Source organism: Pseudomonas sp. MDV22-iso1, from assembly GCF_058145095.1.
The window spans coordinates 267,341-292,870 of the sequence record NZ_JBYVMF010000003.1 but is presented as its reverse complement, the minus strand read 5'-3'; the positions used below and the strand labels follow the sequence as shown (position 1 = coordinate 292,870).

General features: G+C 55.6%; 29 protein-coding genes. 22 read left to right on the top strand and 7 right to left on the bottom strand.

The window, feature by feature from the left end; genetic code table 11:
• Nucleotides 1-121: 121 nt before the first annotated feature.
• From AC3ZVB_RS05925 to AC3ZVB_RS05910, 4 genes are all read left to right on the top strand, one after another.
• Entirely contained in the window at nt 122-964 is an 843-nt protein-coding gene (locus AC3ZVB_RS05925) for a winged helix-turn-helix domain-containing protein (RefSeq protein WP_490146041.1), read from the top strand.
• Nucleotides 954-1,448, top strand: a complete 495-nt coding sequence (locus tag AC3ZVB_RS05920) for a hypothetical protein (protein ID WP_490146040.1) — start codon at nt 954-956, stop codon at nt 1,446-1,448. Before AC3ZVB_RS05925 ends, AC3ZVB_RS05920 begins: the two co-directional genes overlap by 11 nt.
• A 471-nt stretch (nt 1,449-1,919) precedes the next feature.
• On the top strand, nt 1,920-2,270 hold the full coding sequence (locus tag AC3ZVB_RS05915) for an ArsR/SmtB family transcription factor (RefSeq protein WP_490146039.1): 351 nt from the start codon (nt 1,920-1,922) through the stop codon (nt 2,268-2,270).
• Nucleotides 2,271-2,307: 37 nt separating this feature from the next.
• Nucleotides 2,308-3,378 (top strand): flavin-containing monooxygenase, encoded by a 1,071-nt coding sequence (locus AC3ZVB_RS05910; protein WP_490146038.1) that lies wholly within the window; start codon nt 2,308-2,310, stop codon nt 3,376-3,378.
• A gap of 53 nt (nt 3,379-3,431) precedes the next feature.
• Here the strand turns inward: AC3ZVB_RS05910 and AC3ZVB_RS05905 are convergent, their stop codons facing one another.
• On the bottom strand, nt 3,432-4,634 hold the full coding sequence (locus AC3ZVB_RS05905) for an MFS transporter (protein WP_490146037.1): 1,203 nt from the start codon (nt 4,632-4,634) through the stop codon (nt 3,432-3,434).
• A 137-nt stretch (nt 4,635-4,771) separates the two neighbouring features.
• Here AC3ZVB_RS05905 and AC3ZVB_RS05900 point away from each other — a divergent pair, with 137 nt between their 5' ends.
• The 11 genes from AC3ZVB_RS05900 to arsJ all read left to right on the top strand — a co-directional run bounded on the left by AC3ZVB_RS05900 (nt 4,772) and on the right by arsJ (nt 13,403).
• The gene (locus AC3ZVB_RS05900; protein ID WP_490146036.1) at nt 4,772-5,269 is read left to right on the top strand and encodes a MarR family winged helix-turn-helix transcriptional regulator; all 498 of its coding nucleotides are present in this window, start codon (nt 4,772-4,774) and stop codon (nt 5,267-5,269) included.
• A 65-nt stretch (nt 5,270-5,334) separates the two neighbouring features.
• Nucleotides 5,335-5,838, top strand: coding sequence for an arsinothricin resistance N-acetyltransferase ArsN1 family A (locus AC3ZVB_RS05895; protein ID WP_490146035.1), 504 nt, complete (start codon nt 5,335-5,337; stop codon nt 5,836-5,838).
• Between the two features lie 14 nt (nt 5,839-5,852).
• Entirely contained in the window at nt 5,853-7,208 is a 1,356-nt protein-coding gene (locus AC3ZVB_RS05890) for an NAD(P)-binding domain-containing protein (protein WP_490146034.1), read from the top strand.
• 321 nt (nt 7,209-7,529) lie between these two features.
• Entirely contained in the window at nt 7,530-7,943 is a 414-nt protein-coding gene (locus tag AC3ZVB_RS05885) for an arsenate reductase ArsC (protein ID WP_490146033.1), read from the top strand.
• An 8-nt stretch (nt 7,944-7,951) separates the two neighbouring features.
• Nucleotides 7,952-8,323, top strand: a complete 372-nt coding sequence (locus tag AC3ZVB_RS05880) for a metalloregulator ArsR/SmtB family transcription factor (RefSeq protein ID WP_490146032.1) — start codon at nt 7,952-7,954, stop codon at nt 8,321-8,323.
• 27 nt (nt 8,324-8,350) lie between these two features.
• A complete protein-coding gene (locus AC3ZVB_RS05875; RefSeq protein WP_490146031.1) occupies nt 8,351-8,821 on the top strand; it encodes an arsenate reductase ArsC in 471 nt (156 codons plus the stop codon).
• Nucleotides 8,822-8,838: 17 nt separating this feature from the next.
• Nucleotides 8,839-9,912 (top strand): ACR3 family arsenite efflux transporter, encoded by a 1,074-nt coding sequence (gene arsB, locus AC3ZVB_RS05870; RefSeq protein WP_490146030.1) that lies wholly within the window; start codon nt 8,839-8,841, stop codon nt 9,910-9,912.
• Nucleotides 9,905-10,621 carry an arsenical resistance protein ArsH gene (arsH, locus tag AC3ZVB_RS05865; protein ID WP_490146029.1) on the top strand — a complete coding sequence of 239 codons (717 nt, stop codon included), beginning with the start codon at nt 9,905-9,907 and terminating at the stop codon, nt 10,619-10,621. The genes arsB and arsH overlap by 8 nt, the downstream gene beginning before the upstream one ends.
• An 11-nt stretch (nt 10,622-10,632) precedes the next feature.
• A complete protein-coding gene (locus AC3ZVB_RS05860) occupies nt 10,633-11,145 on the top strand; it encodes a cyclin-dependent kinase inhibitor 3 family protein (protein ID WP_490146028.1) in 513 nt (170 codons plus the stop codon).
• A 23-nt stretch (nt 11,146-11,168) separates the two neighbouring features.
• A complete protein-coding gene (locus tag AC3ZVB_RS05855) occupies nt 11,169-12,173 on the top strand; it encodes an ArsJ-associated glyceraldehyde-3-phosphate dehydrogenase (RefSeq protein ID WP_490146027.1) in 1,005 nt (334 codons plus the stop codon).
• A gap of 9 nt (nt 12,174-12,182) precedes the next feature.
• Nucleotides 12,183-13,403 (top strand): organoarsenical effux MFS transporter ArsJ, encoded by a 1,221-nt coding sequence (arsJ, locus tag AC3ZVB_RS05850; RefSeq protein ID WP_490146026.1) that lies wholly within the window; start codon nt 12,183-12,185, stop codon nt 13,401-13,403.
• Between the two features lie 20 nt (nt 13,404-13,423).
• On the opposite strand, the gene AC3ZVB_RS05845 is transcribed toward arsJ, so the two are convergent.
• The gene (locus AC3ZVB_RS05845; RefSeq protein ID WP_490146025.1) at nt 13,424-13,633 is read right to left on the bottom strand and encodes a hypothetical protein; all 210 of its coding nucleotides are present in this window, start codon (nt 13,631-13,633) and stop codon (nt 13,424-13,426) included.
• A gap of 463 nt (nt 13,634-14,096) precedes the next feature.
• On the opposite strand from AC3ZVB_RS05845, the gene AC3ZVB_RS05840 reads away from it, so the two are divergent.
• Nucleotides 14,097-15,089 carry a threonine ammonia-lyase gene (locus AC3ZVB_RS05840; protein ID WP_490146024.1) on the top strand — a complete coding sequence of 331 codons (993 nt, stop codon included), beginning with the start codon at nt 14,097-14,099 and terminating at the stop codon, nt 15,087-15,089.
• Nucleotides 15,090-15,187: 98 nt separating this feature from the next.
• Here the strand turns inward: AC3ZVB_RS05840 and AC3ZVB_RS05835 are convergent, their stop codons facing one another.
• Both AC3ZVB_RS05835 and AC3ZVB_RS05830 read right to left on the bottom strand, forming a co-directional pair.
• Nucleotides 15,188-15,979, bottom strand: coding sequence for a transporter substrate-binding domain-containing protein (locus tag AC3ZVB_RS05835; protein ID WP_490146023.1), 792 nt, complete (start codon nt 15,977-15,979; stop codon nt 15,188-15,190).
• A 110-nt stretch (nt 15,980-16,089) separates the two neighbouring features.
• On the bottom strand, nt 16,090-16,794 hold the full coding sequence (locus AC3ZVB_RS05830; RefSeq protein ID WP_490146022.1) for a murein L,D-transpeptidase catalytic domain family protein: 705 nt from the start codon (nt 16,792-16,794) through the stop codon (nt 16,090-16,092).
• Nucleotides 16,795-16,875: 81 nt separating this feature from the next.
• On the opposite strand from AC3ZVB_RS05830, the gene AC3ZVB_RS05825 reads away from it, so the two are divergent.
• From AC3ZVB_RS05825 to AC3ZVB_RS05815, 3 genes are all read left to right on the top strand, one after another.
• The gene (locus AC3ZVB_RS05825; protein ID WP_490146021.1) at nt 16,876-18,624 is read left to right on the top strand and encodes a L,D-transpeptidase family protein; all 1,749 of its coding nucleotides are present in this window, start codon (nt 16,876-16,878) and stop codon (nt 18,622-18,624) included.
• Nucleotides 18,625-18,634: 10 nt separating this feature from the next.
• Nucleotides 18,635-19,432, top strand: a complete 798-nt coding sequence (locus tag AC3ZVB_RS05820; RefSeq protein ID WP_162437385.1) for a lipopolysaccharide biosynthesis protein — start codon at nt 18,635-18,637, stop codon at nt 19,430-19,432.
• A gap of 207 nt (nt 19,433-19,639) precedes the next feature.
• Nucleotides 19,640-21,211, top strand: coding sequence for a sensor domain-containing diguanylate cyclase (locus AC3ZVB_RS05815; RefSeq protein WP_490146020.1), 1,572 nt, complete (start codon nt 19,640-19,642; stop codon nt 21,209-21,211).
• A gap of 58 nt (nt 21,212-21,269) precedes the next feature.
• Here AC3ZVB_RS05815 and AC3ZVB_RS05810 read toward each other — a convergent pair whose 3' ends face one another.
• On the bottom strand, nt 21,270-21,587 hold the full coding sequence (locus AC3ZVB_RS05810; protein WP_490146019.1) for a hypothetical protein: 318 nt from the start codon (nt 21,585-21,587) through the stop codon (nt 21,270-21,272).
• 23 nt (nt 21,588-21,610) lie between these two features.
• Complete coding sequence (locus tag AC3ZVB_RS05805) at nt 21,611-21,739, bottom strand: hypothetical protein (protein ID WP_268932847.1); 129 nt, start codon at nt 21,737-21,739, stop codon at nt 21,611-21,613.
• Between the two features lie 34 nt (nt 21,740-21,773).
• Between AC3ZVB_RS05805 and AC3ZVB_RS05800 the strand changes: the two genes are divergently transcribed.
• Both AC3ZVB_RS05800 and AC3ZVB_RS05795 read left to right on the top strand, forming a co-directional pair.
• Complete coding sequence (locus AC3ZVB_RS05800; RefSeq protein ID WP_490146018.1) at nt 21,774-22,568, top strand: exodeoxyribonuclease III; 795 nt, start codon at nt 21,774-21,776, stop codon at nt 22,566-22,568.
• A gap of 111 nt (nt 22,569-22,679) precedes the next feature.
• Entirely contained in the window at nt 22,680-23,507 is an 828-nt protein-coding gene (locus AC3ZVB_RS05795; RefSeq protein WP_162437381.1) for an arylamine N-acetyltransferase family protein, read from the top strand.
• A gap of 72 nt (nt 23,508-23,579) precedes the next feature.
• Here AC3ZVB_RS05795 and AC3ZVB_RS05790 read toward each other — a convergent pair whose 3' ends face one another.
• Nucleotides 23,580-23,750: a hypothetical protein gene (locus AC3ZVB_RS05790; protein WP_490146017.1), complete on the bottom strand. Its 171-nt coding sequence runs from the start codon at nt 23,748-23,750 to the stop codon at nt 23,580-23,582.
• Nucleotides 23,751-23,992: 242 nt separating this feature from the next.
• On the opposite strand from AC3ZVB_RS05790, the gene AC3ZVB_RS05785 reads away from it, so the two are divergent.
• Nucleotides 23,993-25,510, top strand: coding sequence for a nucleobase:cation symporter-2 family protein (locus tag AC3ZVB_RS05785; protein WP_490146016.1), 1,518 nt, complete (start codon nt 23,993-23,995; stop codon nt 25,508-25,510).
• The last annotated feature ends 20 nt before the right edge of the window (nt 25,511-25,530 follow it).

Genomic DNA, 25,530 nt, shown 5'->3' with positions numbered 1-25,530 from the left:
ATGGTTAATAATCTTATTAGTTTCTTTTTTTTGGTGGGCGCCCACGTGGGTCGTTGCTAACTCGGGGGCATTGCGTCACTATCGTCTTGGATAAGAACGGGACTAATGTGAGGGGGCGGTTATGCCTGACTTGGTAAAAAATGGTGGTATTCAGGGCTACAGCGTCTACGTAAACTCTGGAAAAGAAAAGTCAATTCGTATGCTTTTTGACTGTACAAGCTGGAAGCTAAATATAGTGGATTCAGACGGTCTACCGGTCGCCTCAACTTTGGGTGCCGCTGAGGTTAGAGTTTTGTATCAGCTCATCTCCAAATCAGGAGAAGTTTTTAGTAAGGAACAGTTAATACTAACTGGGTGGCCAGGTCGTGTAGTTACTTTTGGTAGTCTAACCCAGGCTATTTTCAATATCAGATCCTGTTTCGGTGCAGAAGGGCATGCTGTAATTGTCACAAGTCCGAAGGCTGGTTACATGTTTAACCAAAGTTTTTTGGTGGTTTCTTTTGATGGTGAAAGGTTGCAGGATAATGTTGTTGATATGGTGACTGGTGAAGCATTGGTGAAGCCAGTTGTAAAAACTAGAGTTTGGAAAAAAAATTTAGGCAAGTCAATGTTAGTGATGGCAGGTGTGTTTTTTATTCTGTCTATGCTTTATTTGCTAAAGCCAGAAGTAGATATTCTGGAGAATGATCACTTAAAAACTGCGAATATTTCTGTTGGGAGTCTTGAAATTCAGTTTATTACGTCGGTAAAGAAAAATGTAGCCTACAATTTGGTAAGTCAAATTAAGGACATTACGCCATACTACTCTGGAAAGGTACTAGTAAGAGTGAATGATAAAAGATATAGGCTTGTTTGTTATACAGCCGAAGGCTCGAGTTCTTTCGCCGTGCCGATAGATGTACCATTGCATATGACCATCGCTCGTTGTATGTCCCGCGCAGAGGGTGTGAGTGTTGAACATTAAGAAAAATGCTTTTTTGATTGCAGCGGTTCTCGGTATGGCTTCGATTGCTGTGGTGCTTTACTTTAGAGAGTTAGGGGTAGAAAAGAATGTAGAATATAAAATGGCTACGTCATTGTATACGGATAAAGACGCCGCTATGGTAGGAGCGCCAGCTGTCATTAATATTGAGACCATGGCTTTCGGACATCGTGCATTTCAATATGCTTCAACTTGGCAGGGAAAAGGGAAGACTGAATATCTTTATGTTTCTGGATATATAACGCCTATCTGGGGTGAATATGCCTACATGGTTGTTGAGAATCGGGTTGTTACAGATGGGTTTGATGAGTTTTTAGCAGGGCTTGACGTGCCCATTATATTGGATAGACAGTTGCAGTTGTCTGAGGGTAGTACCTCGTACATTCGTCTGATAAAAAATGACTCTTCAGGAATGTGCTTTTATCACTATGATAATAATAGTTTGTTCTGCTTTGGTCTTAGATGAATGGGCCGAAGCGATGGTGAATATGCAAAGCTCCCCATCGATATCTGGTGCCCAGGGGGCTGCAGCGGTCAAAGCCCGTGCCGGAACAGAGCGGCGTGAAAAATTTAGGGCAAAATTAGGGCAGGCAGCGGCCCGTTTTAGGCCGCTTGACGCCTGTGACAAGAGGCAAAAATCCATAATTCTCTGGCCTAAAGCGACCTGCCTTAGTATTAGAAGGGGTTCGAATCCCTATCTATACCTTCTGCCTCATATTAGAAATGCAGTTACAACAAAAAACTCATATCTAGCATTCTGCAATGGCTGAAATCGGTCGATTGCTGCCTGTCGTGAAGGGCATCTACCGACCCATAGCTGACGTTCGAATTCATCATTCTGGAGCTTGCAGGCATTGATCAGGCGCTATTGAGATCTGTTGTTGACGCTCATTCAGACAATTGACGCGTGCATGGATATGCACATATAGTCCTCCGCATGACAAGCCGAATCTCTACACGTTCCCGTGCAATTGATGCTGCAATCGACTCTCTTGATGGAGCCTTCTTCAAAGCTCTGTGCGAGCCGTCGCGGGTAGCTGTGCTCAAGCGAGTCATGCAACTGGGGCGTGCGGATATCGGCGAGATCGCTGAAGGATTACCTCAAGAGCGTTCAGTGGTGTCCCGTCATCTGCAAGTGCTATTAGAGGCGGGCATCGTCCGTGCTACCAAGGTCAGTCGGCAGATGTTCTACGAGGTGGATGGACCGGCGGTGGTGACACGGCTCGAAGCCATTCTCCAACACATGAAGAGTCTGGCCCCTTTTTGCTGCCCAGGTTCGCCAGAGTAGCTTTTTGTTGTTTTAATATATGCATGAGTGCGCATACATGAGCATAATTAATGAGCCCACGGATGTCATCGTTATTGGTGCGGGCCAAGCTGGGCTCGCGTGCGGTTGGCATCTGCGGCAGCAGAACCTCAGGTTTCTCATCCTGGATGCCGAGAGCCAGCCAGGTGGAAACTGGCGAAATTACTACGACAGCCTGAGACTTTTTTCCCCTGCTGCTTACTCATCGTTACCTGGGATGCCCTTTCCAGCTGAAGCCAAGCATTATCCGCTACGCGATGAAGTCGTACGTTATTTGGAGCAGTACGCGGAGGCTTTCCAGTTACCCATTCGGCAGAACATACGAGTCCAGAATGTGCGAAGGGAGGATGGACTCTTTTTGCTTCAGGCATCTGATGGTCAGCGTTTCTGCTCAAAAGCATTGATCGTTTGCACTGGCGGATTCAATCAGCCGTTCATCCCTGACATTCCAGGGCTTGAGAGTTTTCGCGGGCAACGTTTACACAGTGCTGATTATCGAAATGTCGACGGCTTCGGTGATCAACGAGTAGTGGTCGTAGGTGCTGCCAACTCAGCGGTACAAATTGCCCATGAGTTGGCTCAAGTCAGCAGCGTCGTATTGGCGACAAGGGAATCGATTCGATTTTTTCCGCAAAAGATCCTCGGTGTGGATTTTCATGCTTGGCTCAAGTGGACAGGGATGGAGAAGACTCGTTGGCTGAATGACCAAAGTACTCCTGTACTGGATGATGGCACCTATCGTCGAGCCATGAAGCAGGGACTTTTTGAGCGCAAGCCGATGTTCACCCAGGTAACGTCAACGGGCGTGCTCTGGGCCGATCGTCAGCACACCGAAGTGGATAGTTTGGTTTTCGCGACCGGATTGCGTCCAAACCTGGGTTTTTTGGCAGGTCTACACATGGAGGCCAATGGGAAACTGACTCAGCGAAATGGGCAGGCGGAGCACGTACCGGGTTTGTATTTTGTGGGATTACCGAAGCAGCGCAACTTTGCTTCGGCCACCCTTAGAGGCGTTGGGCCGGATGCTTCTCACATCATCCCTAGCTTGATGCGCTTCATTCACAATGCACCACACCCCGTGTTCGCTTGATGCCGGGTATCGACTTTCTTCTGCTCAACTCTGCGTCTACCGGAACATCGTAATTACCTGCCTTTTTGCGTAGTTGGCAGACGCCAAGTGGCGATGAAGCACAGCAACAGAAGCCCGCACATCAGGCTAAGCAGTACCGATGCTCCGAAGCTGTCCAGTACGTAAGCGGCGGCGATGGGGCCGCAAGCTTGGGCGACAAGGACGGGCCTTGCGAGCAGTCCCATTCGTACGCCATACCCTTGAGGCCCGAACAGCGCCAAAGGAAGAGTCCCGCGAGCGATGGTGAGGATGCCGTTACCGGCTCCGTAAAGTGCTATCGCCACAAAGGCCAGCCAGGGCAGGCCTGAGATCAGCAGTCCAAGCCCGATCAAACAAAGCAACACGCCGGCTCGTGCGGACCAGGTTGGATGGAGGTTCCTGCCTATGGAAAACTCAGCCACCCGTGCCAGGACTTGCGAAGGACCAATCACCATGCCGATGGCCAAGGCCACAGCAGTCGCGATCCCCAATTGCTTGAGGACATTGAGCAGGTGCACTGAGATACCTGATACCACCAGCGCCAGTATCGTCAGCATGGCGCCAATCAGTAAGAACAGATGATTGGTGGTGTCGGGGCGAAGTACTGATGCATTGTGTGTTTCTGTAATGACGGGGTGAGGCGGTTGTTTTGTACTTCCAGGAATCAACAGGGCATGAATAGGGAATCCGATTAGCAAGTGAGCTGCGGCGATGGCAAAGCAGGCGCTCCTCCAACCGATCCAACTCTCCAGCCCCGCAATCACCGGCCAACCTATGGTGCTGGCGAGGCCACCTAACAAGGTCAGCCCGGTAATGGATGTTCGAGCCCCTTCGCCGAAAAGACGTCCCAGGGTTGAGAACGCTGCGTCATATAAACCCGCCGCCATGGCAACGCCGATCAGCGTCCAGGCGACATAGTAGGTGGCAACGTTGCCCGCCAGCCCCATCAGTAGTATGCCGAGAGCCAGCAGCAGTGAACTGGCGGCAAGGACAGAGCGTCCGCCATGGCGATCAATCTGGCGGCCAACAAATGGCGAGGAGGCTCCGGCTACCAGCAACCCCCAGGACAGGCCGCCCACCACGCTGGTGATGGACCACCCCGTCTCTTTGGCTATCGGAGCTGCAAGAACTGCGGGCAAGTAATAGGTCGAGCCCCAGGCAAGAATCTGAGTAAATCCCATTCCCCATACGAGCCTGGAGCGATTGATCGGGGGATGAATCTGCTCTGGATGTGTCACGACTGGCGCGCTCATTTTTAGTTGTCAGTAACAACAAGCTAGCGCCTTCCTCTGGGGACCGTCAACCTGAAGATCGGTGTTGACGATTCTAAAATACGAGGATTATTGTTGCAGCTAACAACTAATTTGTGGCGGTTATGACGAAGCTTAAAAACGATCAACTGACCCAGGATTCCGAAGACTTGTACGAGGCTTTGAACCAGCTTGTTCGCGTCTATCAGTTCCGTGATCGTGACCGGATCTGCTGTTACGACGTGTCGGTGACCCAGTGCTATGCCGTCGAAACGCTGGTTAAAAGGGGCGCATTGCGCCTTCAGGTCTTGGCGGAAGAGATGTTCTTGGACAAGAGTACGGCGAGTCGAGTGATCGATACCCTGGAACGCAAAGGGTATGTGTCCCGCGTTGAGGATGATGAAGATCGGCGCGCAGTGCGAATCCAGGCAACGGATGCTGGGCGTGAGTTATACGAAAAAATCAGGGCAGACCTGATTGCTGAAGAACGAGCGATGATCGAGAACCTCTCGGCCGAGGCCAGACAGGGAGCGTTGAGTTTGCTCAGGCAGATTACGCGGGCCACAGAAATTCGCTGCGGGCTCGCGAGCGAGTGCTGCCCAGCCGTGAAGAACAAGAATTGAAAAGGGAAGAATTGCCCCTTTTTTGCCAATAATGTTGTTACTGCCAACGTAATGGGGCTCCAACGATGCGAGTTCGTTTAGCTGAACCCAAGGACACCGTTTCAATAGCGGCCATCTACAACCAGGGCATCGAGGAACGTAGCTCTACGTTTGAAACTGCCCCTCGAAGCCCGGCGGACATGCTTGATCGCATCAACGCAATGGAGCGTTATCCAGTGTTGGTCATGGTCGACGAGGCAGATCAGGTTGTTGGCTGGGCTGGGCTCAGTAGTTATCGCGCTCGTGCCTGTTACGACGGCATTGCGGATTTTTCTATTTACCTGGACCGCAGCGTTCGCGGACAGGGACTCGGCAAACAGTTACTTCAGTCACTGCTGAAAGAAGCCGAAGTTCGCGGATTCTGGAAAGTCCTTTCACGCATTTTCACCTTCAATCACGCCAGCCTCGCATTGTGCGAAACCTGCGGTTTCCGCCAAGTTGGGGTGTATGAAAAACACGCCTGCCTTGAAGGACGCTGGCTAGACTGCGCGATTGTCGAGCGCCTGTTCCCGAACAATCAGCCAACCTGAAGAAGGAGTTGATCATGGATAACGCTCACCTTCCCGTCGCCATAATCGGTGCCGGTCCAATGGGCCCGGCGGCAGCTGCTCACCTGCTGGCGCGAGGTCTCACGCCGCTGATTCTGGAAGCGGGCCCGAAAGCGGGGTCCAGCATTGAAAAATGGGCGCATGTGAAGATGTTCTCTCCGTGGCAGTTCAATGTGGACAAGGAGGCGGCCAAACTTTTGCTGGCCGATGGTTGGACTCCACCACCGGAGAGCGAGTATCCAACGGGCCGTGAACTACTGGATTGCTTTGTTCGACCTCTCGCGGACCTCGATCAGATCAAGCGTCACTTGCAGCTCAATACCCGTGTTCTGGCAGCCACTCGCGTCGGTCAGGATGTGATGAAGACTCAGGGCAGATCAGCAGCTCCTTTTTTACTGCGTGTCTCAGGGTCAGCGGGTGAACAGAATGTGCTGGCCAGTGCTGTCATTGATGCCTCGGGCACCTACCTGACACCAAACTGGATGGGCGCCCATGGCATCCCAGCTTTGGGCGAGATCGAGCATGCAGCACACATTGCATACGGCATTCCGGAGGTGCTGGGTCGTGCGCGGAATCGCTATGCCAACAAAAGAGTGCTGGTGGTGGGTGGTGGTCACTCCGCGTTTAACGCCCTACAGGATCTGGTGCGTCTGATTCAGGAGGCACCGCAAACCAAAGTGCTCTGGGCGGTCCGGGGTAATTCTCTTGAGCGCATTCTGGGTGGTGGTGCGAATGACCAATTGGAAGAGCGCGGAAAGCTCGGCCTGAAGATTCGCCAGTTGCTGAATGACGGCGTGATCGAGTTGTTCAAAAACGTCGCCATCGATCAAGTCGCAGGCAATGGCCAAGGGCTGGTCGTGAAGGCAGGAGAGCGGATACTCCCACCAGTGGACGAACTCATCGTGGCGACTGGATTCCGCCCAGATCTGAGATTGCTCAGCGAGCTACGTACCGCACTTGATCCCGCAACTCAAAGTGCAGTGTTACTCGCTCCAATGATCGATCCCAACGAGCACAGCTGCGGTACGGTCAGACCTCATGGCGCGATAGAACTTGCCCATCCTGAGGAAGGTTTGTTCATTGTTGGAATGAAGAGCTATGGTCGGGCGCCTACGTTCTTGTTGATGACGGGGTATGAGCAAGTTCGCTCTGTCATCGCGGCGCTGGCGGGTGATTGGGATGCAGCCCAAAGGGTTGAGCTGATCCTCCCGGAAACGGGCATTTGCAACTCGGATTTCGATGAAGTCGATGATCGCTTGAAGGTTTCGGCAAGTCAGGCGTCTTGTTGTGGCACCGGAGAGACGATCCTTGAGGCCGCGCCTCGTACCTCGCCGGGTTGTTGCAAAGCCTAGTGCGCAGCAACCGAACCCGCCCTCGATGACCGGGGCGGGTTAGGGGCGACCTTCTTATTTTCTTTTGCACGTCCAGGTAGTCCTTGAACCAAGGAGCGACCTATTTCTGCGTGAGTGACAGATTCATTACAGAAACCATATATACACCGCCGCAGATATTTGAAGAGGCGCGGAAGGCTGGCTAGCGCCGTAATACACAGCTTTCATTGAAGTTGCTTGACGGGGTCCAATCGTTTAGATGGATTAATGGGTCGTTGGCTCTTTACCTTGCATGCGGAAAAACATATATTCGTTAAACCGCATATGAGCTGAGGCTTCACAATGGCCAGCAAAGCCCGTGTCCTGTTCGTCTGTACCGCCAACGCTGCACGCTCCCAGTTGGCCCAAGCATTGCTGAGGCATACCGATTCGGAGCATTTCGAGGCGTTCAGCGCCGGCACAACTCCGACTCAGGTAGATCCGCGCACCTTTGAAGCGCTTTCACATATCGGTGTGAGCACTGAAGGATTACGTAGCAAGTCGATAGACGAGTTTCGTGGTGAGCGTTTCGATTACGTCATCACCTTGTGTGATAAAGCCGCAGCGGAATGTCAGTCGTTACCTGGAGCCGGTAAGGCATTGGCCTGGAGTTTTGAGGATCCGGCCACCAGCACCAAACCCGACGCCTTCCGTCACACGCTTCACGAAATTCATGAGCGCATCAAGATGTTCGTCTTGGTCAAAAACAAACACTGAGAAACGATATGGCTGACCATCTGACACCGACCACTGTTTTCAAATGCCTGGCTGACGACACTCGGGTGCGCACGATGATGCTCATCACCCGTGAAGGAGAGCTTTGTGTTTGCGAGCTGACCTGCGCGTTGAACGAGAGTCAGCCAAAAATCTCCAGGCACCTGGCGCAACTGCGTACTTGCGGCCTGTTATCGGACCGTCGGCAAGGCCAATGGGTGTATTACCGACTGCACCCGAATCTCCCTGATTGGGTTCATCAGGTGCTGACCACTGCGCTCGAAAGCAACAAGCATTGGTTGAGCCCTGATGCCAAACGCCTTGATGAAATGGGTGACCGTCCTGAACGGGCAGCCGTGTGCTGTGAAAGCAAAACCGCCTGATTCCGCCTTCGACTACGAGATCGCTCGATGAAAATCCTGTTCCTCTGTACTGCCAATAGCTGCCGCAGCATCCTTTGTGAAGCAGCCTTCAATCACTTGGCACCGCAAGGCATGAAAGCCTACAGCGCTGGCAGTCAGCCCAAAGGCGAAGTGCATCCGCTGAGTCTAAAAACGTTGGAGAAAGCAGGTATTTCGACAGACGGATTGTTCAGTAAGTCCAGCGATGTCCATGTGAATCTGGCACCTGATTTCGTCATCACGGTGTGCGACAAGGCTGCCGGTGAGGCCTGCCCGGTATTTTTTGGACCCGCCACCAAAGCCCACTGGGGTCTGGCTGACCCTTCGGAATACCACGGAACTCAGGAAGAGATCGAGGCGGCTTTTGACGCCACCTTGGAGCAGATCAAAACCCGTATTGAAGCTTTCTTGGCTTTACCGCTTTCCCAGCTGAGTGCCGAACAGCTCAAGGCAGAGCTGGCCCTGATTGGCACGCTGTAACCACAGGAGCAACGATCATGAGTAAAAGCCGCCTTTCCTTTCTAGACCGTTACCTGACGCTATGGATTTTTCTCGCCATGGCCTTAGGCATCGGTTTGGGAAGCCTGTTTGAAGGCTGGCCGCAGTGGCTCAACAGTCTTTCTGTGGGCACAACCAACATCCCCATCGCTATTGGCTTGATCGTGATGATGTATCCGCCTCTGGCCAAGGTTCGTTATGAGGAACTGCCGGAGGTCTTCAAGGACAAGCGAATCCTCGTCTTGTCACTGGTTCAGAACTGGGTCATCGGCCCGGTGTTGATGTTCACACTGGCGATTATCTTCCTGCGGGACCAGCCGGAATACATGACGGGTCTGATCCTGATCGGCTTGGCTCGTTGCATCGCGATGGTGCTGGTCTGGAATCAGATCGCGGGTGGCAACAATCAGTACGTCGCCGGGCTGGTGGCGTTCAACAGCATCTTCCAGATCCTGTTCTTCAGTGTGTATGCCTGGGTCTTCCTTGGGCTGTTGCCTCCGCTGTTCGGGCTGGAGGGCAGTGTGATCGAGACCAGCTTTGTCAGCATTGCCGAGTCGGTACTGATCTACCTGGGTGTGCCATTCCTGGCGGGCTTCCTGACCCGCAAGATTCTCATTGCCAGTAAAGGCGAAGCTTGGTTCCAAGAACGCTTCATTCCGAAGATCAGCCCGCTGACGCTGGTAGCACTGCTGTTGACCATCGTGGCCATGTTCAGCCTCAAGGGTGACGTGGTGCTGCAATTGCCATTCGATGTGTTACGGATCGCGATCCCGCTGACGATCTATTTCGTGGTGATGTTCTTCATCAGTTTCTGGATGGGCAAATTGCTCAAGGCTGACTATCCGCGTACCACCGCGTTGGCTTTCACCGCCGCGAGCAATAACTTCGAACTCGCCATTGCGGTCGCTATCGCCACCTTCGGCCTGGCTTCCCCGGTCGCCTTTGCCACGGTAATTGGTCCGTTGGTGGAAGTACCGGTACTGATTTCTCTGGTAGGTGTGGCCCTTTGGTTGAAACGCCGCTGGTTCGATGAATCCAAGAGCGCCGTTGCGCAGGACAAAGACTATGTTTGATGACCATATCCCCCAACTCGATACCGAACTGGTTGATCTCCCATCGACAGACAAACTCGGTATCGAAAAGACCTCCACCCACAAACCACGCATTTTGCTGCTGTACGGATCGACCCGTGAGCGCTCCTTCAGTCGCCTGTTGGTAGAGGAAGCCGCTCGACTGCTTGAGCACTTCGGCGCCGAGGCGCGGATTTTCAATCCGTCAGGTTTGCCGCTGCCAGATGACGCCCCCGACGATCATCCACGTGTGAAGGAGCTGCGCGAGCTGATGCTGTGGTCCGAGGGGCAGGTCTGGTGCTCTCCAGAGCGCCACGGTTCCATGAGCGCAGTGTTCAAAGCGCAGATCGACTGGGTGCCACTGGCGATGGGCGCGGTACGCCCGACTCAGGGCAAAACCCTCGCCGTCATGCAGGTGTGCGGTGGCTCGCAGTCGTTCAACGTGGTCAATCAGCTGCGCGTGCTGGGACGTTGGATGCGCATGTTCACCATCCCCAACCAATCCTCCGTGCCGAAGGCCTATATGGAGTTCGACGACAACGGCCGGATGAAGCCTTCTCCGTTCTACGACCGAGTCGTTGATGTGATGGAAGAGTTGGTGAAATTCACGCTGCTGCTTCGCGACCGTCAGGACTATCTGGTGGATCGTTATTCCGAGCGCAAGGAGTCGGCGGAAGAACTTATGAAACGTGTCAATCAGCGCTCCATCTGAGGATTTTCACCGTGCTACAACACCCATATTCCGTACTGCCGCTGGCACAGTTCAATGGCCAATTGATCTTCACCCCGTGCCCAGGCACGAAGGGCACCCGACCTTTCGAAGCGTTGCAAACCCTTAAGGATGCAGGCGCATCGGCGTTGCTGACGCTGATGCCGACCGAAGAGTTGCTTCAGAACGAGATCGACCTGCTGCCCGAAGAATGCCAAATGCTAGGCATCGAGTGGTTTCACCTGCCAGTAGAAGACGATCAAGCGCCTGGCGAAGCATTCAAAGCCGCATGGGAACAGCATCATCCGCGACTCCAGCAGTTGCTGACCGAAGGGAAAACCATTGCCATCCATTGCAAGGGCGGCTCGGGCCGTACCGGTTTGATCGCGGCACAACTGTTGATCGAAAGCGGTGTGCCATTCAGCGATGCCATCCGCGATGTTCAGACGTTGCGTCCGCGGGCCATTCAGCATCCTGCCCATATCGAATACATCGGCCAGTTCGACACTCAGTCGAACTCCCACTGACAACAGATACAGAGCACAACAACATGACTATCAAAGTTGGCATCAATGGTTTTGGTCGGATCGGTCGTCTCGCTTTGCGAGCAGCCTGGGGCTGGCCAGAATTCGAATTCGTGCAGATCAACGATCCGGCAGGTGATGCGGCGACCCATGCGCACCTGATCAACTTCGACTCGGTGCATGGCCGTTGGAACAACGAAGCCATCGCTGAAGGCGACAGCGTCGTCATCGACAGTAAGCGGATCAAAGTCACGGCCAACAAGGCGATTGCCGATACCGACTGGTCAGGCTGCGATCTGGTGATCGAGGCCAGCGGCAAGATGAAAACCGTGGCGGTGTTGCAAGCCTACCTGGATCAGGGCGTTAAGCGTGTGGTGGTTTGCGCGCCGGTGAAGGAAAAAGGGGCGTTGAACGTCGTCATGGGCGTCAATCATCAGCTGTTCAATGCGGCGGAACATCGCATCGTCACCGCTGCTTCGTGCACCACGAACTGTCTGGCGCCAGTGGTGAAAGTGATCCACGAGAAGCTGGGCATTCGCCACGGCTCGATCACCACCATTCACGACCTGACCAACACCCAGAGCATTCTCGATCAGCCGCACAAGGATCTGCGCCGTGCGCGTGCTTCGGGCATGAGCCTGATCCCGACCAGCACCGGCTCGGCCACCGCGATTGCCGAAATCTTCCCAGAGCTGCGTGGGCGCCTAAACGGCCACGCCGTACGCGTGCCGCTGGCCAACGCTTCACTGACTGACTGCGTCTTTGAAGTCGAGCGTGCCACCACTGTTGAGGAGGTGAATCAATTCCTCAAGGACGCCTCCGAGAACGAGCTGAAAGACATCCTCGGTTTTGAGGAGCGTCCGTTGGTGTCCATCGACTACCGCACCGACCCGCGCTCATCGATCATCGATGCACTGTCGACGATGGTGATCAATGGCACTCAAGTGAAGATCTATGCCTGGTACGACAACGAATGGGGCTATGCCAATCGCGCCGTCGAACTGGCCAAACTGGTCAGTCTGGCGGACTAAGGAGCGGTCATGAAAGCGTTGTCAGCCCTCGCTCCGGAAGTGCGGCAGTATTTGCTCGTCACGGGCAACTATTGGGCCTTCACCCTCACCGACGGTGCCTTGCGCATGTTGGTGGTGTTGCACTTTCACGCGTTGGGCTACAGCCCACTGCAAATCGCGGCGTTGTTTCTGTTCTACGAAATCTTTGGCGTGATCACCAACCTGGTGGGTGGCTACCTCGGCGCCCGGCTGGGCCTGAACCGAACCATGAACATCGGGCTGGGGATGCAGGTTGTGGCGCTGCTGATGCTGACGGTTCCGGTAGCCTGGCTGACCATCCCGTGGGTGATGGGCGCTCAAGCACTGTCCGGGATCGCCAAAGACCTGAACAAGATGAGTGCCAAAAGCTCCATCAAGCTGCTGGTTCCGGATGGGCAGCAGGGGCAGTTGTACAAGTGGGTAGCAATCCTCACTGGCTCGAAAAACGCACTCAAGGGCGTCGGCTTCTTTCTGGGCGGAGCCTTGCTGGCATTGATCGGCTTCAAAGGCGCCTTGCTGGCCATGGCGAGTGTTCTGGCGTTGATCTGGATCAGCAGTTTGATCCTGTTGAAAAAGGACCTGGGCAAGGCCAAAGCCAAGCCCAAATTTCGCGACATCCTGTCCAAGAGCCGGGCAATCAATATCCTCTCGGCGGCTCGGATGTTCCTGTTCGGTGCCCGCGATGTCTGGTTTGTGGTGGCCTTGCCGGTGTACCTGAGTAGCGTGTTCGGCTGGGACTTCTGGGAGGTTGGCGGCTTCCTTGCGGCCTGGGTGATTGGCTACGGCATCGTGCAGTCGTTTGCGCCCAACATCACTGGCAAGAAACGCGGCCACGTACCGGATGGTAGGGCGGCATTTCTGTGGGCCATTGCACTGGCGGGGCTGCCTGCGGCAATCGCTCTCGGGCTGAACACCGGGCTGTCGCAACAGGCGGTGCTGTTGGGTGGATTAATGGTCTTTGGCGCGTTGTTCGCGGTGAATTCGTCGCTGCACAGCTATCTGATCGTGTCCTACGCCAAGGAAGATGGCGTGTCGCTGGATGTGGGTTTTTATTACATGTCGAACGCGATGGGGCGACTTATCGGCACAGTGCTCTCTGGCTGGGTTTATCAGTTGTATGGGCTGGGTGCGTGTTTATGGATATCGAGTGCATTTGTGCTGCTTGCAGCTTTGATTTCGATTGCATTGCCTCGTCACGCATGTGATGAATGACCACTTTTGGCCGATTGGAGTCAGTCCGGAGTCATCAAAACCGCAAGCGTCATATTGATAAACTCTTCGTTTTTATCAATAGTTTGCAGGGCGCCGCGGACATTGCCGGCGACTTCTGCTGAGCCGCGCTGCTCAACCCATAGCGTCAGCTCCATGATGGCTGCTTCCAGGGCGAGCTGGTACTCGTTGATTTTATATAGAAGGGAAGGGAGCTGGTCTGAGTTTGGCAATCGCGAATCCTCCGTGAAGAATTCAGCGTAGCAGTCGAATGGTGAGTGGGGTGAAGTACTGCCGGCGCTTCCCGAGTAATCGGCGACGCCAAAGACGACAAGCAAAGAACCGGTAGTGCCCGTGACAGGCCTGTCTGGAAGGCTGCTTAAAAATTGCTACAAAGGCGCAGAGATAAAGCAGGATGGTCTAGGCGGGCCGGGGGTGCGGAGGATAGCTACATCCAATCCATCATCCGAGCAACAGAAAAACGGCGGGACAATGGCGCAGGTGCAGCGGTGATTGGCAGCATGGGGATGTCTGAAATCGGTAAGGCTGGGAGGTGGTGGAGTTTATCAGGATTGCGGCTGTGAGGTTCGGGCGAGTCCTGCTTCCATGCCCTGTAGCAGCGAGGTGGATTACGCAAGACAGTCATAAAACAGGCTGCTAGCATCCGCCTACCGAGTTTTTCAAGGAACGGATTCCATGTTTAAAAAATCGCCCAATTCACGCCCAGATCTCATCAACTTCAACTCCATCGTCGCCGCCGCGCAACGAATATCTGGTTCAGTGATCCGCACCCCAACTGTTTCGAGCCCTCGTCTGACTGAACAGACCCAACGGCCCGTCTTCCTCAAGCTTGAAAACTTGCAAGTTGGCGGATCGTTCAAAGCCCGCGGTGTGCTCAATAAATTCTCGGCATTGTCGGAAGATGTAACCAGCGCAAAATTCGTCGCAGTCAGCGGCGGTAATTTTGGTATTGCCATCGGCGAGGCCGCGAAGCGCTTCGGTGCTGATGTGACGGTCATTGTCCCGAAGAGTGCGCCGTCGTCGTCGATTGACCGGATTCGTGCCTCTGGCAGTTCGGTCATTGTGGAAAGCGATGTTTACGCTGCGTTTGCCAGGGCGAAAGCGCTGGAGGAAGAGGGGTATGGGGTCATTGATGATTGCAGCGATACGCTGATCGCTGAAGGCCACGGAACGCTTGCCCTTGAGTTTATTGCGGACTGCCCTGCACTCACTGACGTCTTCGTTGCTGTCGGTGGCGGGGCGATGCTGGCGGGGGTGGCGACGGCGTTGAAGGCGATCAAACCCGACATCCGGATCTGGGGCGTCGAGACCGTCGGGGCGAGTTCCATGTACCAGGCGTTGCAGGCAGGAAAGCCGGTTGACGTCGAGATCAGTTCGATCATCTCAACGCTGGGCGTGCCGGTTATCGATGAGCTGATGCTGGCCCACGCTCAACACTATGTAGAAGACATGGTGATCGTGTCTGATCAGGAGGCGATCGAGGGCATGCTTGCCTTCGGAGAGGAGGCGGGACTCTGGGTAGAGCTCGCGACGGGGGCGCTTATTCCTGCGGTACTTGCTACCGCACCTGAGCTTCCTGATAACGCTGTCATCGGCCTTGTGGTGTGTGGCGGGAATATATCGCATCAAGAGATGGGGAAGTGGGCGGACGCTCCGCGAATGTCCTGATTGGGCGACAGCGGCCCTCCTGCTTTGGGAGGGCGCTGAACTAGCGATTGCTTCGCGAGCGGACGCAGGCTTCGCCAGCGGCTACAGGAGATTTGTTGTTAGTTAGGGGCGGGTACCGCCAGCCACTGTCCCAGCACTTTCTGATAATTCCCGGTGACCTTGGCCAGGTGCAGCCACTGATCGACATACAGCTTCCAGGTCATGTCATCGCGAGGCAGCAAGTAGGCCTTTTCACCGTACTGCATGAATTGAGTCGGATTTACCGCGCACAACCCAGGCTTGAGTTTTTGCTGGAACAACGCTTCCGACGCATCGGTAATCATCACGTCTGCTTTCTTGTCGAGCAGCTCCTGAAAGATGGTCACGTTGTCGTGCAACCGCAGCTGCGCCTTGGGCAGGAACGCGTGAACAAACGCTTCGTTGGTACCGCCCGCCGGTTCCACCAGGCGTACCGTTGGCTGGTTGATCTGCTCGACTGTCTGGTACAGCGACTGATCTTCGCAGCGCACCAAGGGGATTTTGCCGTCGACATCAAGCGTGGTGCTGAAGAAGGCTTTCTTCTGACGTTCCAGAGTGACGGAGATACCGCCCATGCCGATGTCGCATTTGCCCGCGATCAGGTCGGGCATCAGGGTTTTCCAGGTGGTTGGCACCCATTCGACCTTTACGCCCAGGCTATCGGCCAGTGAGCGGGCCATGGCAATGTCGATGCCGGAGTATTCGCCGTCTTCAGCTTTGTAGGTATAGGGTTTGTAGTCGCCGGTCGTGCAGACGCGCAGCTGGCCCTGCTGCAGAACGCTGTCCAGATGAGAGGGGCCTTCCTGGGCCTGCACGCCCATGGACAGGGCGAGCAGGCTACCGAGTAGCATCGTGCTTTTCAGGTTTTTCATTATTTTTGGGCTTATTTGATGGTTCGGGTGAACCGATCAAACCATCAAAGCAAAGCAGAATCCAGCATTGAACTCGCCGCCTTGGGCGGGGGCGGCAAGTTCAAATGTACCTACTTGCGGCTGGTTGTTTTCCCTGCCGAGGCCACAGTGGCGCCGCTGCAATTAATATAAGAAGAAGATTTCAGCCAGCGTTGATCCGGGTAATACGAAAACAGCAGCTGCCCATCTTTCATCGAATCAATCAGTCGGCGGGCAACCGCAGGTCGCACGGCCGGGCAACCCAGGCTTCTGCCGATCCGGCCGTTGGCACGGGCCAGCACCGGGCTGACGTAGGGCGCGCCGTGGATGACGATGGCGCGGTCAAAAGCGTTGTCATTGAAGCCGGGCTCCAGGCCTTCCATGCGCAGTGAATAGCCATTTTGGCCGACATAACTTGCCTGGGTGCGATACAACCCCAGACTGGTGGCGAAGCTTTCATTTTGATTGGAGAAGTTCACGGCCATGTTCTCGCCGCTGTTTCGGCCGTGGGCAACCAGTTCATGAAAAAGCAATTTGCGCTTTTTCAGATCGAACACCCACAGGCGTTGTTCGGTCGAAGGCAGTGAGTAATCGATCACGGCCAGACGCTGGGCAGGAATTGCGCCCTGGACTTGTGAGCATTGTGAAGCACGTACGGCGAGGTTTATAACAGTGGCGTTGGCATCGGGAGCGGCTTTGACGAGAGCGGCTGCAAGTGAATCGGCGTACGCTGCCGGTACTGAAAGGGATGTCAGCAGCAGGGCCGTGAATAACGAACGAATGCGGTCTCGCGCCATATAGATGTCTCATCGTGATAGTTTCGAGTCTAGCTGTTTGCGGGAAGCTAGCCGTTTAATTCGGGAGATTAAGGATTATCCATGGTGCAATCAACAAGGTTATTCGTCATAAGCCGCGTGTTTTTTATGGTCTTTCTGATCAGCGGTTCTGCGCTTGCAGAAAATTCGTCGATTGAGCCGACAATTGCTCCGAACATCCTTAGGGGTGCCGCCGTCGACGACAACGTCGGCCAGGCGATTCAAGCGAAGCTTTCTCCACTTACCACCGCCTTTCCGCCATTGCTGACTTCGTCGCGTTACAAGCGAGTCGATATCAGTCGTATGGTGCTGGATTTCTATTCCCATCGCGGTTACCGCGCGGCCTGGACACACGAAAAGGACGTCGCGCAGTTGTTCACCAGCCTGCACGCCACTCAGGTTGAAGGGTTGAACCCGGCGGATTTTCACATTGATGAGCTGGCCAGGTCCCAGCCGTTGATGCAGGCCGAAACATCGACCCCCGAGCAACGCGCCGCGTTTGATATTGCCGCGACCCACACGTTCCTGACTGCGCTGCTGCAGTTGCGCCGGGGCAAGGTCGACCCGTCTCGATTGGATATTCACTGGAATTTCGACCCCGCGGATGTTGACCCGCGTGAAGACGTGAACAAGTTTTTCATCGCACTCGATGAGCATGATGTGGCCAGGGCCTTTGCCCAGGCGCCGCCTCAAGAGGCCGTTTACGTAGGCTTGCGTGAAGGCTTGGCGCAGTTGCGCAAGGTGCGCGAGATCGGTGGCTGGCCGAAAGTCGCCGAAGGTCAATCGCTCAAGCCAGGTATGGATCTACCTGCCGTCGCGCAGTTGCGTGCGCGGCTGGTGGCTGGCGGTTTTCTTGATCCGCGCCTGGCGCGGGGAACCCAGTACGATGCCGCCGTCACTGCGGCGGTGAAGAAGTATCAGACCGATCAATACCTTGGCGCCGATGGCGTGGCAGGGAAGACGACCCTGGCGGCGCTGAACGTGCCCGTCGACGCGCGTATCGATCAGGTGCGCGTGAACATGGAGCGTGCGCGTTGGCTGCTGTACAAGCTGCAAGGTACGTTCGTGATTGTCGATATCGCCGGGTACAAAGTGGCGATGTACCGTGACGGCAAACCGATCTGGCGGTCCCGGGTGCAGGTGGGCAAACCGTTTCGCAATACCCCGGTGTTTCAGGCCGAGATCACTTATGTGACGTTCAACCCGACCTGGACGGTGCCGCCGACGATTCTCAAGGAAGATGTGATACCGAAGATCCAGAAGAATCCAGGTTACCTCGCCGCGAACCGTATTCGAGTGATCGACCGGCAGGGCGCGGAGCTTGATCCGTCGAGCGTTGACTGGAGCAACCCGCGTGGCATCAGCCTGCGCCAGGACGCCGGTCCGGACAGCTCGTTGGGTCAGGTGGTCATCCGGTTCCCCAATGACTACGCGATTTATCTTCACGACACGCCCCATCGCGAGTTGTTCTCCAAAACCGTGCGCGCCACCAGTTCGGGCTGCATCCGCGTAGAGAACCCGTTGCAATTGGTCGAGCTGCTGTTTAACGACCCGGTACATTGGGACAGTGCAGGTATTCGGAAACAGTTGGCCAATGGCAAGACGCAAAACATCAAGCTGCCGGTCAAAGTGCCGGTGTTGTTGGCGTACTGGACGGTGGACCTGAGTAAGGACGGACGGGTGACCTTCAAACCGGATGTCTACGACTACGATTCGGCGGTCCTGCGGGGTTTGAATCTGCCGTCGAAGTTACCCATTCTGGATTTGCTGCGGGCAGGAGCTCCCGCCGTGGTGATCAACCCGAAACAATAGGGGGCTGAATATGGATGTTGCGCAAGAAGCCAGGGAACTGCTCAAAAGTCCGCGACAGGTGCGTGACCTGGAGGAGTGCCGCAATATTGAAAGTGGTGCGGTTTTTATCATCGCCTCGGGTGCATCGGCCAAAGACTTTCCCCTGGCGAAGTATGCCGACGTGCCGATGATCACAATGAACGGCGCGATTTCTTTGTTCATTGGCTCTGGCGTCAAACCGTACTTTTACATCTGCTCGGATGACGCTTTCTACAGGGAGCAGCCCCGTCTGAGTGGGGAAGCGATGCGCCTTAGTCAGCGTGTGGCCGTGCCACAAAACCACATGCATTACGAGGCACTTGATCCTGCGGGCCAGCTGTATCTATTGACCCGTGCGCCGAAACTTTCCTGGTTCGATCTGATGTGTCGGCGCGACGAGGAGCTGATCAGAAGTCGAAAGTTGGGGGCAGGTCGCAATAGAAGCCTGGGGTTCAGCAAGAACCTCAAACGCGGTTTTTTTGATGCCCGCACCGTGGCCTATCTGGCGTTGCAAATTGCCTATCACGTGGGATTTACCAAAGTGTTTTTGGTGGGCGTCGATCTGGATCAGTCGGCGAATCGTTTTTATGAAACGCCAGGCTCGTTCGTGTCACCTTGTACGCTGGACGAGCATTTTCATACCCGTATCCTGCCGTCGTTCAAGATTTTGTCGAAGTACGTCATGAACAAAGACTTTCAGGTCTACAACCTGTCCAGGTCCTCAAGGATTCCCGCCGAACTGGTTTCCCGAGTGACGTTTGAGGACGTCGACAGGATGATTGCTGGTTAACCCCCCCCTGATGAAACCAAATCTGTAGCAGCTGGCGAAGCCTGCGTCCGGCTGCTACATAAAGCGGTTCAAGGTCGTCGGCTGCTATGCATAGCGCGAGGCGATACCTCTAAAGGACAATTGTCTCGTCACTAAGGCGTAGACTACGCTCACAAAAAACAAGGGCTTTGGGTCGATGCCCATGCCTTGCCCTCTCAGGATGAGCTTTTGCCAATTCCCCTTCACGATCCGCTTCACACCCCCGGTGGTACGTTGAAACGATTACCGCTGCGTAAGGCCGCGGTATTGTTTATTGCGGCGGTCTGCCTGTGTCTCTGTGGTCTGTTGTACCTGCAACTGGAGCAGTCACGCCGCCATGACCTGGCTGAAGCGCAGGTGGCATCGTCCAACCTGACCCGTGCCATGGCGCAGCAGGCCGAAGACACCTTTATGAAGGCCGACCTGGTACTGAGCAGCCTGGCCGACTGGATTCAGGCCGACGGCTATGGCGCTGCGCAATTACCACGGCTACGCAAAACCTTCGCGCGGCGAGTAATGGCGCTGAATCAGTTGCACGGGATTTTTCTGTTCGACAAGCAGGGACAGTGGGTGGTGACCTCGTTTGACGACCTGCCTCGCGGTGCGGGTGTGGCAGATCGTGAGTATTTCAAATTTCACCAGCAGAACGTTTCATCCGTGGCTCACATCGGCCCGGCTATCCGCAGCAAGGAAAACGGAGAGTGGATCATTCCGGTGTCCAAGCGGGTGAACGACCGAAACGGCAAGTTTCAGGGCGTCTTGATGGCCGGGATCAAGATGTCTTACTTCGACCAATTCTTCAAAAGCTTCAGCATTGATGACAACGGTTCGATGTTCTTGGCGCTGACCGATGGAACCTTGCTGGCTCGACGACCGTTTGTGGAGGCGCAGATCGGTACGTCATTGGCCCAGGGGGAAATTTTTCAGACATTGCTGCCCAAAGCATCCACCGGCAACGCCATGATCGGCTCAGTAGTGGACGGCATTGTGCGGTTGTATGGCTACCGTCAGCTGGACGCGTACCCGCTGGTCGTGTCCGCCGCGTCCTCCGAGGATGCGATTCTCAAGCACTGGTACGACACAGCGTTTCAATCCATCGTAATTGTCGCGTTGGTGTTGCTCGGTGTGGGGCTGTTCGGTTGGGTGTTCATTCAGCAGGTGCGCAATGGCGAAAGAATAGAGGCTGATTTGCGTGAGGCTCAGGAAGCGCTGGAGTTGATCGCGACCCATGACAGTCTCACCGGATTGGCCAACCGACGGCTGTTCGAACGGGCGATGGACATCGAGTTCGGACGTGGGGCCCGCCAGGCGAGTTCATTGAGTCTGATCATGCTCGATATCGATTTCTTCAAGCGTTACAACGATACCTACGGGCACGTGGCCGGTGATCACTGCCTGGCTGAAGTGGCCCGGGCGATAAAGGGTTGCTGCCATCGCAAGGCCGATCTGGCCGTGCGTTACGGCGGGGAGGAGTTTGCGGTGTTGCTGCCGGACACGGACATTCGGGGCGCGATGGTGATTGCCGAGCAAATACGCCGCAGTGTCATCGACAAGAACATTAGCCACACGGGTTCGCCCACAGGCAATCTGACGGTTAGCCTGGGGTGCTATTCATTCGTGCCAACAGGGCGCGACAGTCTCGAAGTGTTCGTCGAGCGCGCAGACGCTGCGTTGTATCAGGCCAAACATTCAGGTCGCAATCGCGCTGCGGCGCTGTCGATGGAAAGCGCCGCCGATGCGCTGATGCGGTCTGATCGTTGAGATGAGCGAGCGGGCGAACAAAGCAGCCGACAGTTGATTATCGACTGCCTTTACGCGTTCAGCTGCCAGTCCCACCCCCCGCGCCACCTGTGCCTCCGCCGGCCGCACCGGTACCTCCGCCTGCGCCAGAACCGCTTGTGCCGCCGTTGGAGTTAACGCCTGAGCCGCTTGATGAACTCGATCCACTGCTGCTGCCCGAAGTGCTGCCCGGTGCAGGTGCGCCCTTGGTGTTGTTGGGCGACATCGTCGAACCACCGGTCGAACCTGATTGGGTACCGGTTGCATCAGCGCCATCGCCGGGGGCTGCATAAGTGGCGAAAGAAGCCGCGGACAACAAGCCTGCCAGTATCAGGGAAGAAATTTTGAGATTGATCATGGTACGTCTCCAAAAGTGAGTCGTTACCTGAAATTGGTGTCGCGGACCGCGTAATTGGTGCCTTTTGGATGACGAGTGGTCGACAACGCCAAGCGCGCTTCATCCAGCCAGTTCAATACCGGGACGCAACCACCCAAACGCGCAGGTGTCACACCCTAGACACCTCGCTATCAGGAGCGTTGGCCCGTGAAAAAACTACGAATCGCCACCTTCAACGTCAACGGCATGCGTGCCCGACTGCCCAATCTGCTCGCCTGGCTGGAGCGCGAGAAGCCGGATATTGCTTGCTTGCAGGAGCTTAAATCGGTCAACAGTGCCTTTCCCGCCGCCGAGCTTGAGACTGCCGGCTATGGCGCGATCTGGCAGGGCCAGTCGTCGTGGAACGGGGTGGCGATTCTGGCGCGGGATGCGCAACCGCTGGAGAGTCGGCGCGGTTTGCCGGGCGATGACAGTGATACGCACAGCCGGTACCTGGAAGCCGCCGTACACGGCGTTCTGGTGGGTTGCCTGTACCTGCCCAATGGCAACCCTCAGCCAGGACCGAAGTTCGATTACAAACTGGCCTGGTTCGAGCGGCTGATCGCCTACGCCAAGGACTTGCAGGCCAGTGACCATCCGGTGGTGCTGGCAGGCGATTACAACGTGGTGCCAACCGATCTGGACATCTACAACCCGCGCTCCTGGCTCAAGGATGCGCTGCTGCAACCGGAAAGTCGTGAGTGTTATCAGCGCCTGCTCGATCAAGGCTGGACCGACTCCCTGCGTCATCTGTACCCGGAAGATCGGCTCTATACGTTCTGGGACTACTTTCGCCAGCACTGGCAGAAAAATTCCGGCCTGCGCATCGACCATCTGCTGCTTAACCCCGCCTTGAGCCCTTATCTGGAGGAGGCGGGCGTGGATGCCTGGGTGCGCAACGAGCCCCATGCCAGCGACCATGCCCCAACGTGGATCAGGTTGGGCTCGCGCAAACGCCGTTGAAGTTTTCTCGCAGGGCTATTGGCTAAATCAATTGTCGGTCCGATGAGCTTTTGGCCTATACCTGTGGCCCATTGGTGGAGCGATCCGCGGCCACTTCAAAAGGACTGAACAATGAGCGAGCCTCGCCTGACACATCTCGCGCAGTACCTGCAACGACTCGGTTTCGATACCCCTCCGGCACCCACGCTGGAAACACTGCGCCTCCTTCAATTGCGCCATACCGGCGCTTTTGCATTTGAAAACCTTTCGACTTTGGCCGGCGAGCCGGTACTGATCGATTTGCCGTCGATCGAGCGCAAAGTGCTGCACGAAAGGCGGGGCGGGTACTGCTACGAACTCAACTGTCTGTTCCTGGCCTTGCTGCAAACGTTGGGCTTCGATGCGCGGGGCATCAGCGGTCGAGTGGTGATGGGGCAACCCGAAGGCGCGTGGACCGCCCGCACGCATCGTCTGAGTCTGGTAAGCCTGGAGGGCGTGCGCTACATCACTGATGTCGGCTTCGGTGGCATGGTCCCCACCGCGCCACTGCTGCTCGATTCACTTGCCGAACAGCTCACGCCGCATGAGCCGTATCGCATCGAGCCGCATGCCGATGGCTACACGCTTCGCGCCAACGTCGCGGGTGATTGGCGCGCGATGTACATCTTCGATCTGCAACGCCAGGAAGACATCGATTACGTCGTCGGCAACTGGTATGTCTCGACCCATCCTGAATCGTCTTTCACCAGGCAATTGATGGTGGCGCGGACTGGGGAAGGGTGGCGACGCACGCTCAACAACGGCAGTTTCGCCATTCACCGGATGGACGCTGAAAGTGAGCGGCATCAGGTGGCGAATGTGGATGAGTTGATTGATCTGCTGAAGACGGAATTCGGCATTCAAGTGCCGGCGCATGCGCGCTTGCGGCAAGTGTTGGAGCGGTTGATTCAGGGCGTATGAATACCTGCAGGACAGATTTAAAAGGGCAGCGCTGCCAAGTCTGCCCTTGGTCGCCCATTACCGGCATCGGACTCAAGGCTTCATCACCCGATGGATTTCGTTGAGTGCCTCGGCCAGTTTTTTCTCTAGATTTTGCAGTTCAGCGGTCGTTATTCCTTCGTTGATATGCGGCGCATTGCCAACAGCGGTGTGTTGATCGGCACCGACCGTTTTGCCTTTCTCGTTGAGCAAGGCCTGGCGCAAGGTATTTAAGCGAGGGGCGTCCGTGCCAACGGTCGCTAGGCGTGATGAAGATTAGCGGGGGAGGGAGGCGGGACAGGCAGGATGTGTTTCAAGGATTTTTCCGGGGGAAAAAGTCAACGCATGCAGGGGAAAATGGACATATGTCCATTATCTGACTGATGAGTTGTATACAACTCTATAGACATTTGTCCTGAGTCTTGCATACAGTGTGCGCAGAATAAAAACCAGGGAACCCCCCAACCATGAAAACGCCCCATGTTTCACACCAACGGCCCGAGGATGAAAATCTTGGAGTCGGCGCAAATATGGCTTATGGCCTGCAACACGTTCTGACCATGTACGGCGGTATCGTCGCAGTGCCATTGATTATCGGCCAGGCGGCCGGGCTTTCGCCGGCGGACATCGGTTTGTTGATTGCTGCTTCGTTGTTTGCAGGGGGGCTGGCGACGTTACTCCAGACCCTTGGTTTACCGTTTTTCGGTTGTCAGTTGCCGCTGGTACAGGGCGTGTCCTTCTCTGGCGTTGCGACCATGGTGGCGATTGTCAGCAGTGGCGGGGAGGGTGGTTTCCAGTCGATTCTTGGGGCGGTCATTGCCGCGTCGTTGATCGGGTTACTGATCACGCCGGTGTTCTCGCGCATCACGAAGTTTTTCCCGCCGCTGGTGACGGGCATCGTGATCACCACCATCGGCCTGACGCTGATGCCGGTGGCCGCACGCTGGGCGATGGGCGGCAATAGCCATTCCCCTGATTTCGGCAGCATGGCGAACATTGGCCTGGCGGCGGTGACCCTGGTGCTGGTGCTGCTGTTGAGCAAGATCGGCAGCGCAACCATCTCCCGTCTGTCGATTCTGCTGGCGATGGTGATCGGTACCATTCTCGCGGTGTTCCTCGGCATGGCGGACTTCTCGAACGTGGCCCAGGGGCCGATGTTCGGCTTCCCGACACCGTTCCACTTCGGCATGCCAACCTTCCACTTCGCCGCGATTCTGTCGATGTGCATCGTGGTGATGGTGACGCTGGTGGAAACCTCCGCCGACATTCTGGCCGTCGGTGAAATCATCGACACCAAAGTGGATTCCAAGCGCCTGGGTAATGGTCTGCGTGCCGACATGCTGTCGAGCATGATCGCGCCGATCTTCGGCTCCTTCACCCAAAGTGCCTTCGCCCAGAACGTCGGGCTGGTGGCGGTGACCGGGATCAAGAGCCGCTTTGTGGTGGCCACCGGAGGTTTGTTCCTGGTGGTCCTGGGTCTGCTGCCGTTCATGGGACGGGTGATTGCCGCGGTGCCGACTTCGGTGCTCGGTGGTGCCGGTATCGTGCTGTTCGGTACGGTGGCGGCCAGCGGTATTCGCACCCTGTCCAAGGTCGACTATCGCAACAACGTCAACCTGATCATCGTTGCCACTTCCATCGGCTTCGGCATGATTCCTATCGCCGCACCCAACTTCTACGATCATTTCCCAAGCTGGTTCGCGACCATTTTCCATTCGGGCATCAGTTCGTCGGCGATCATGGCGATCGTGCTTAACCTGGCGTTCAACCACCTCACCGCAGGCAACTCCGATCAGCAATCGGTGTTTGCAGCAGGGACTGAGCGTGTTCTGCGTTATCAGGATCTGGCAGCGTTGCGCGAAGGGGATTACTTCAGCGAAGGCAAGTTGCATGACTGCGATGGCAAGGAAATCCCGGTGATCGAGGTGGATCACGGGCACGGAGAACCGCGGCCGGCGCATGCGAAAAGCAGTGAACATGTCTGACGTTCGCAGCGAATGAAAAA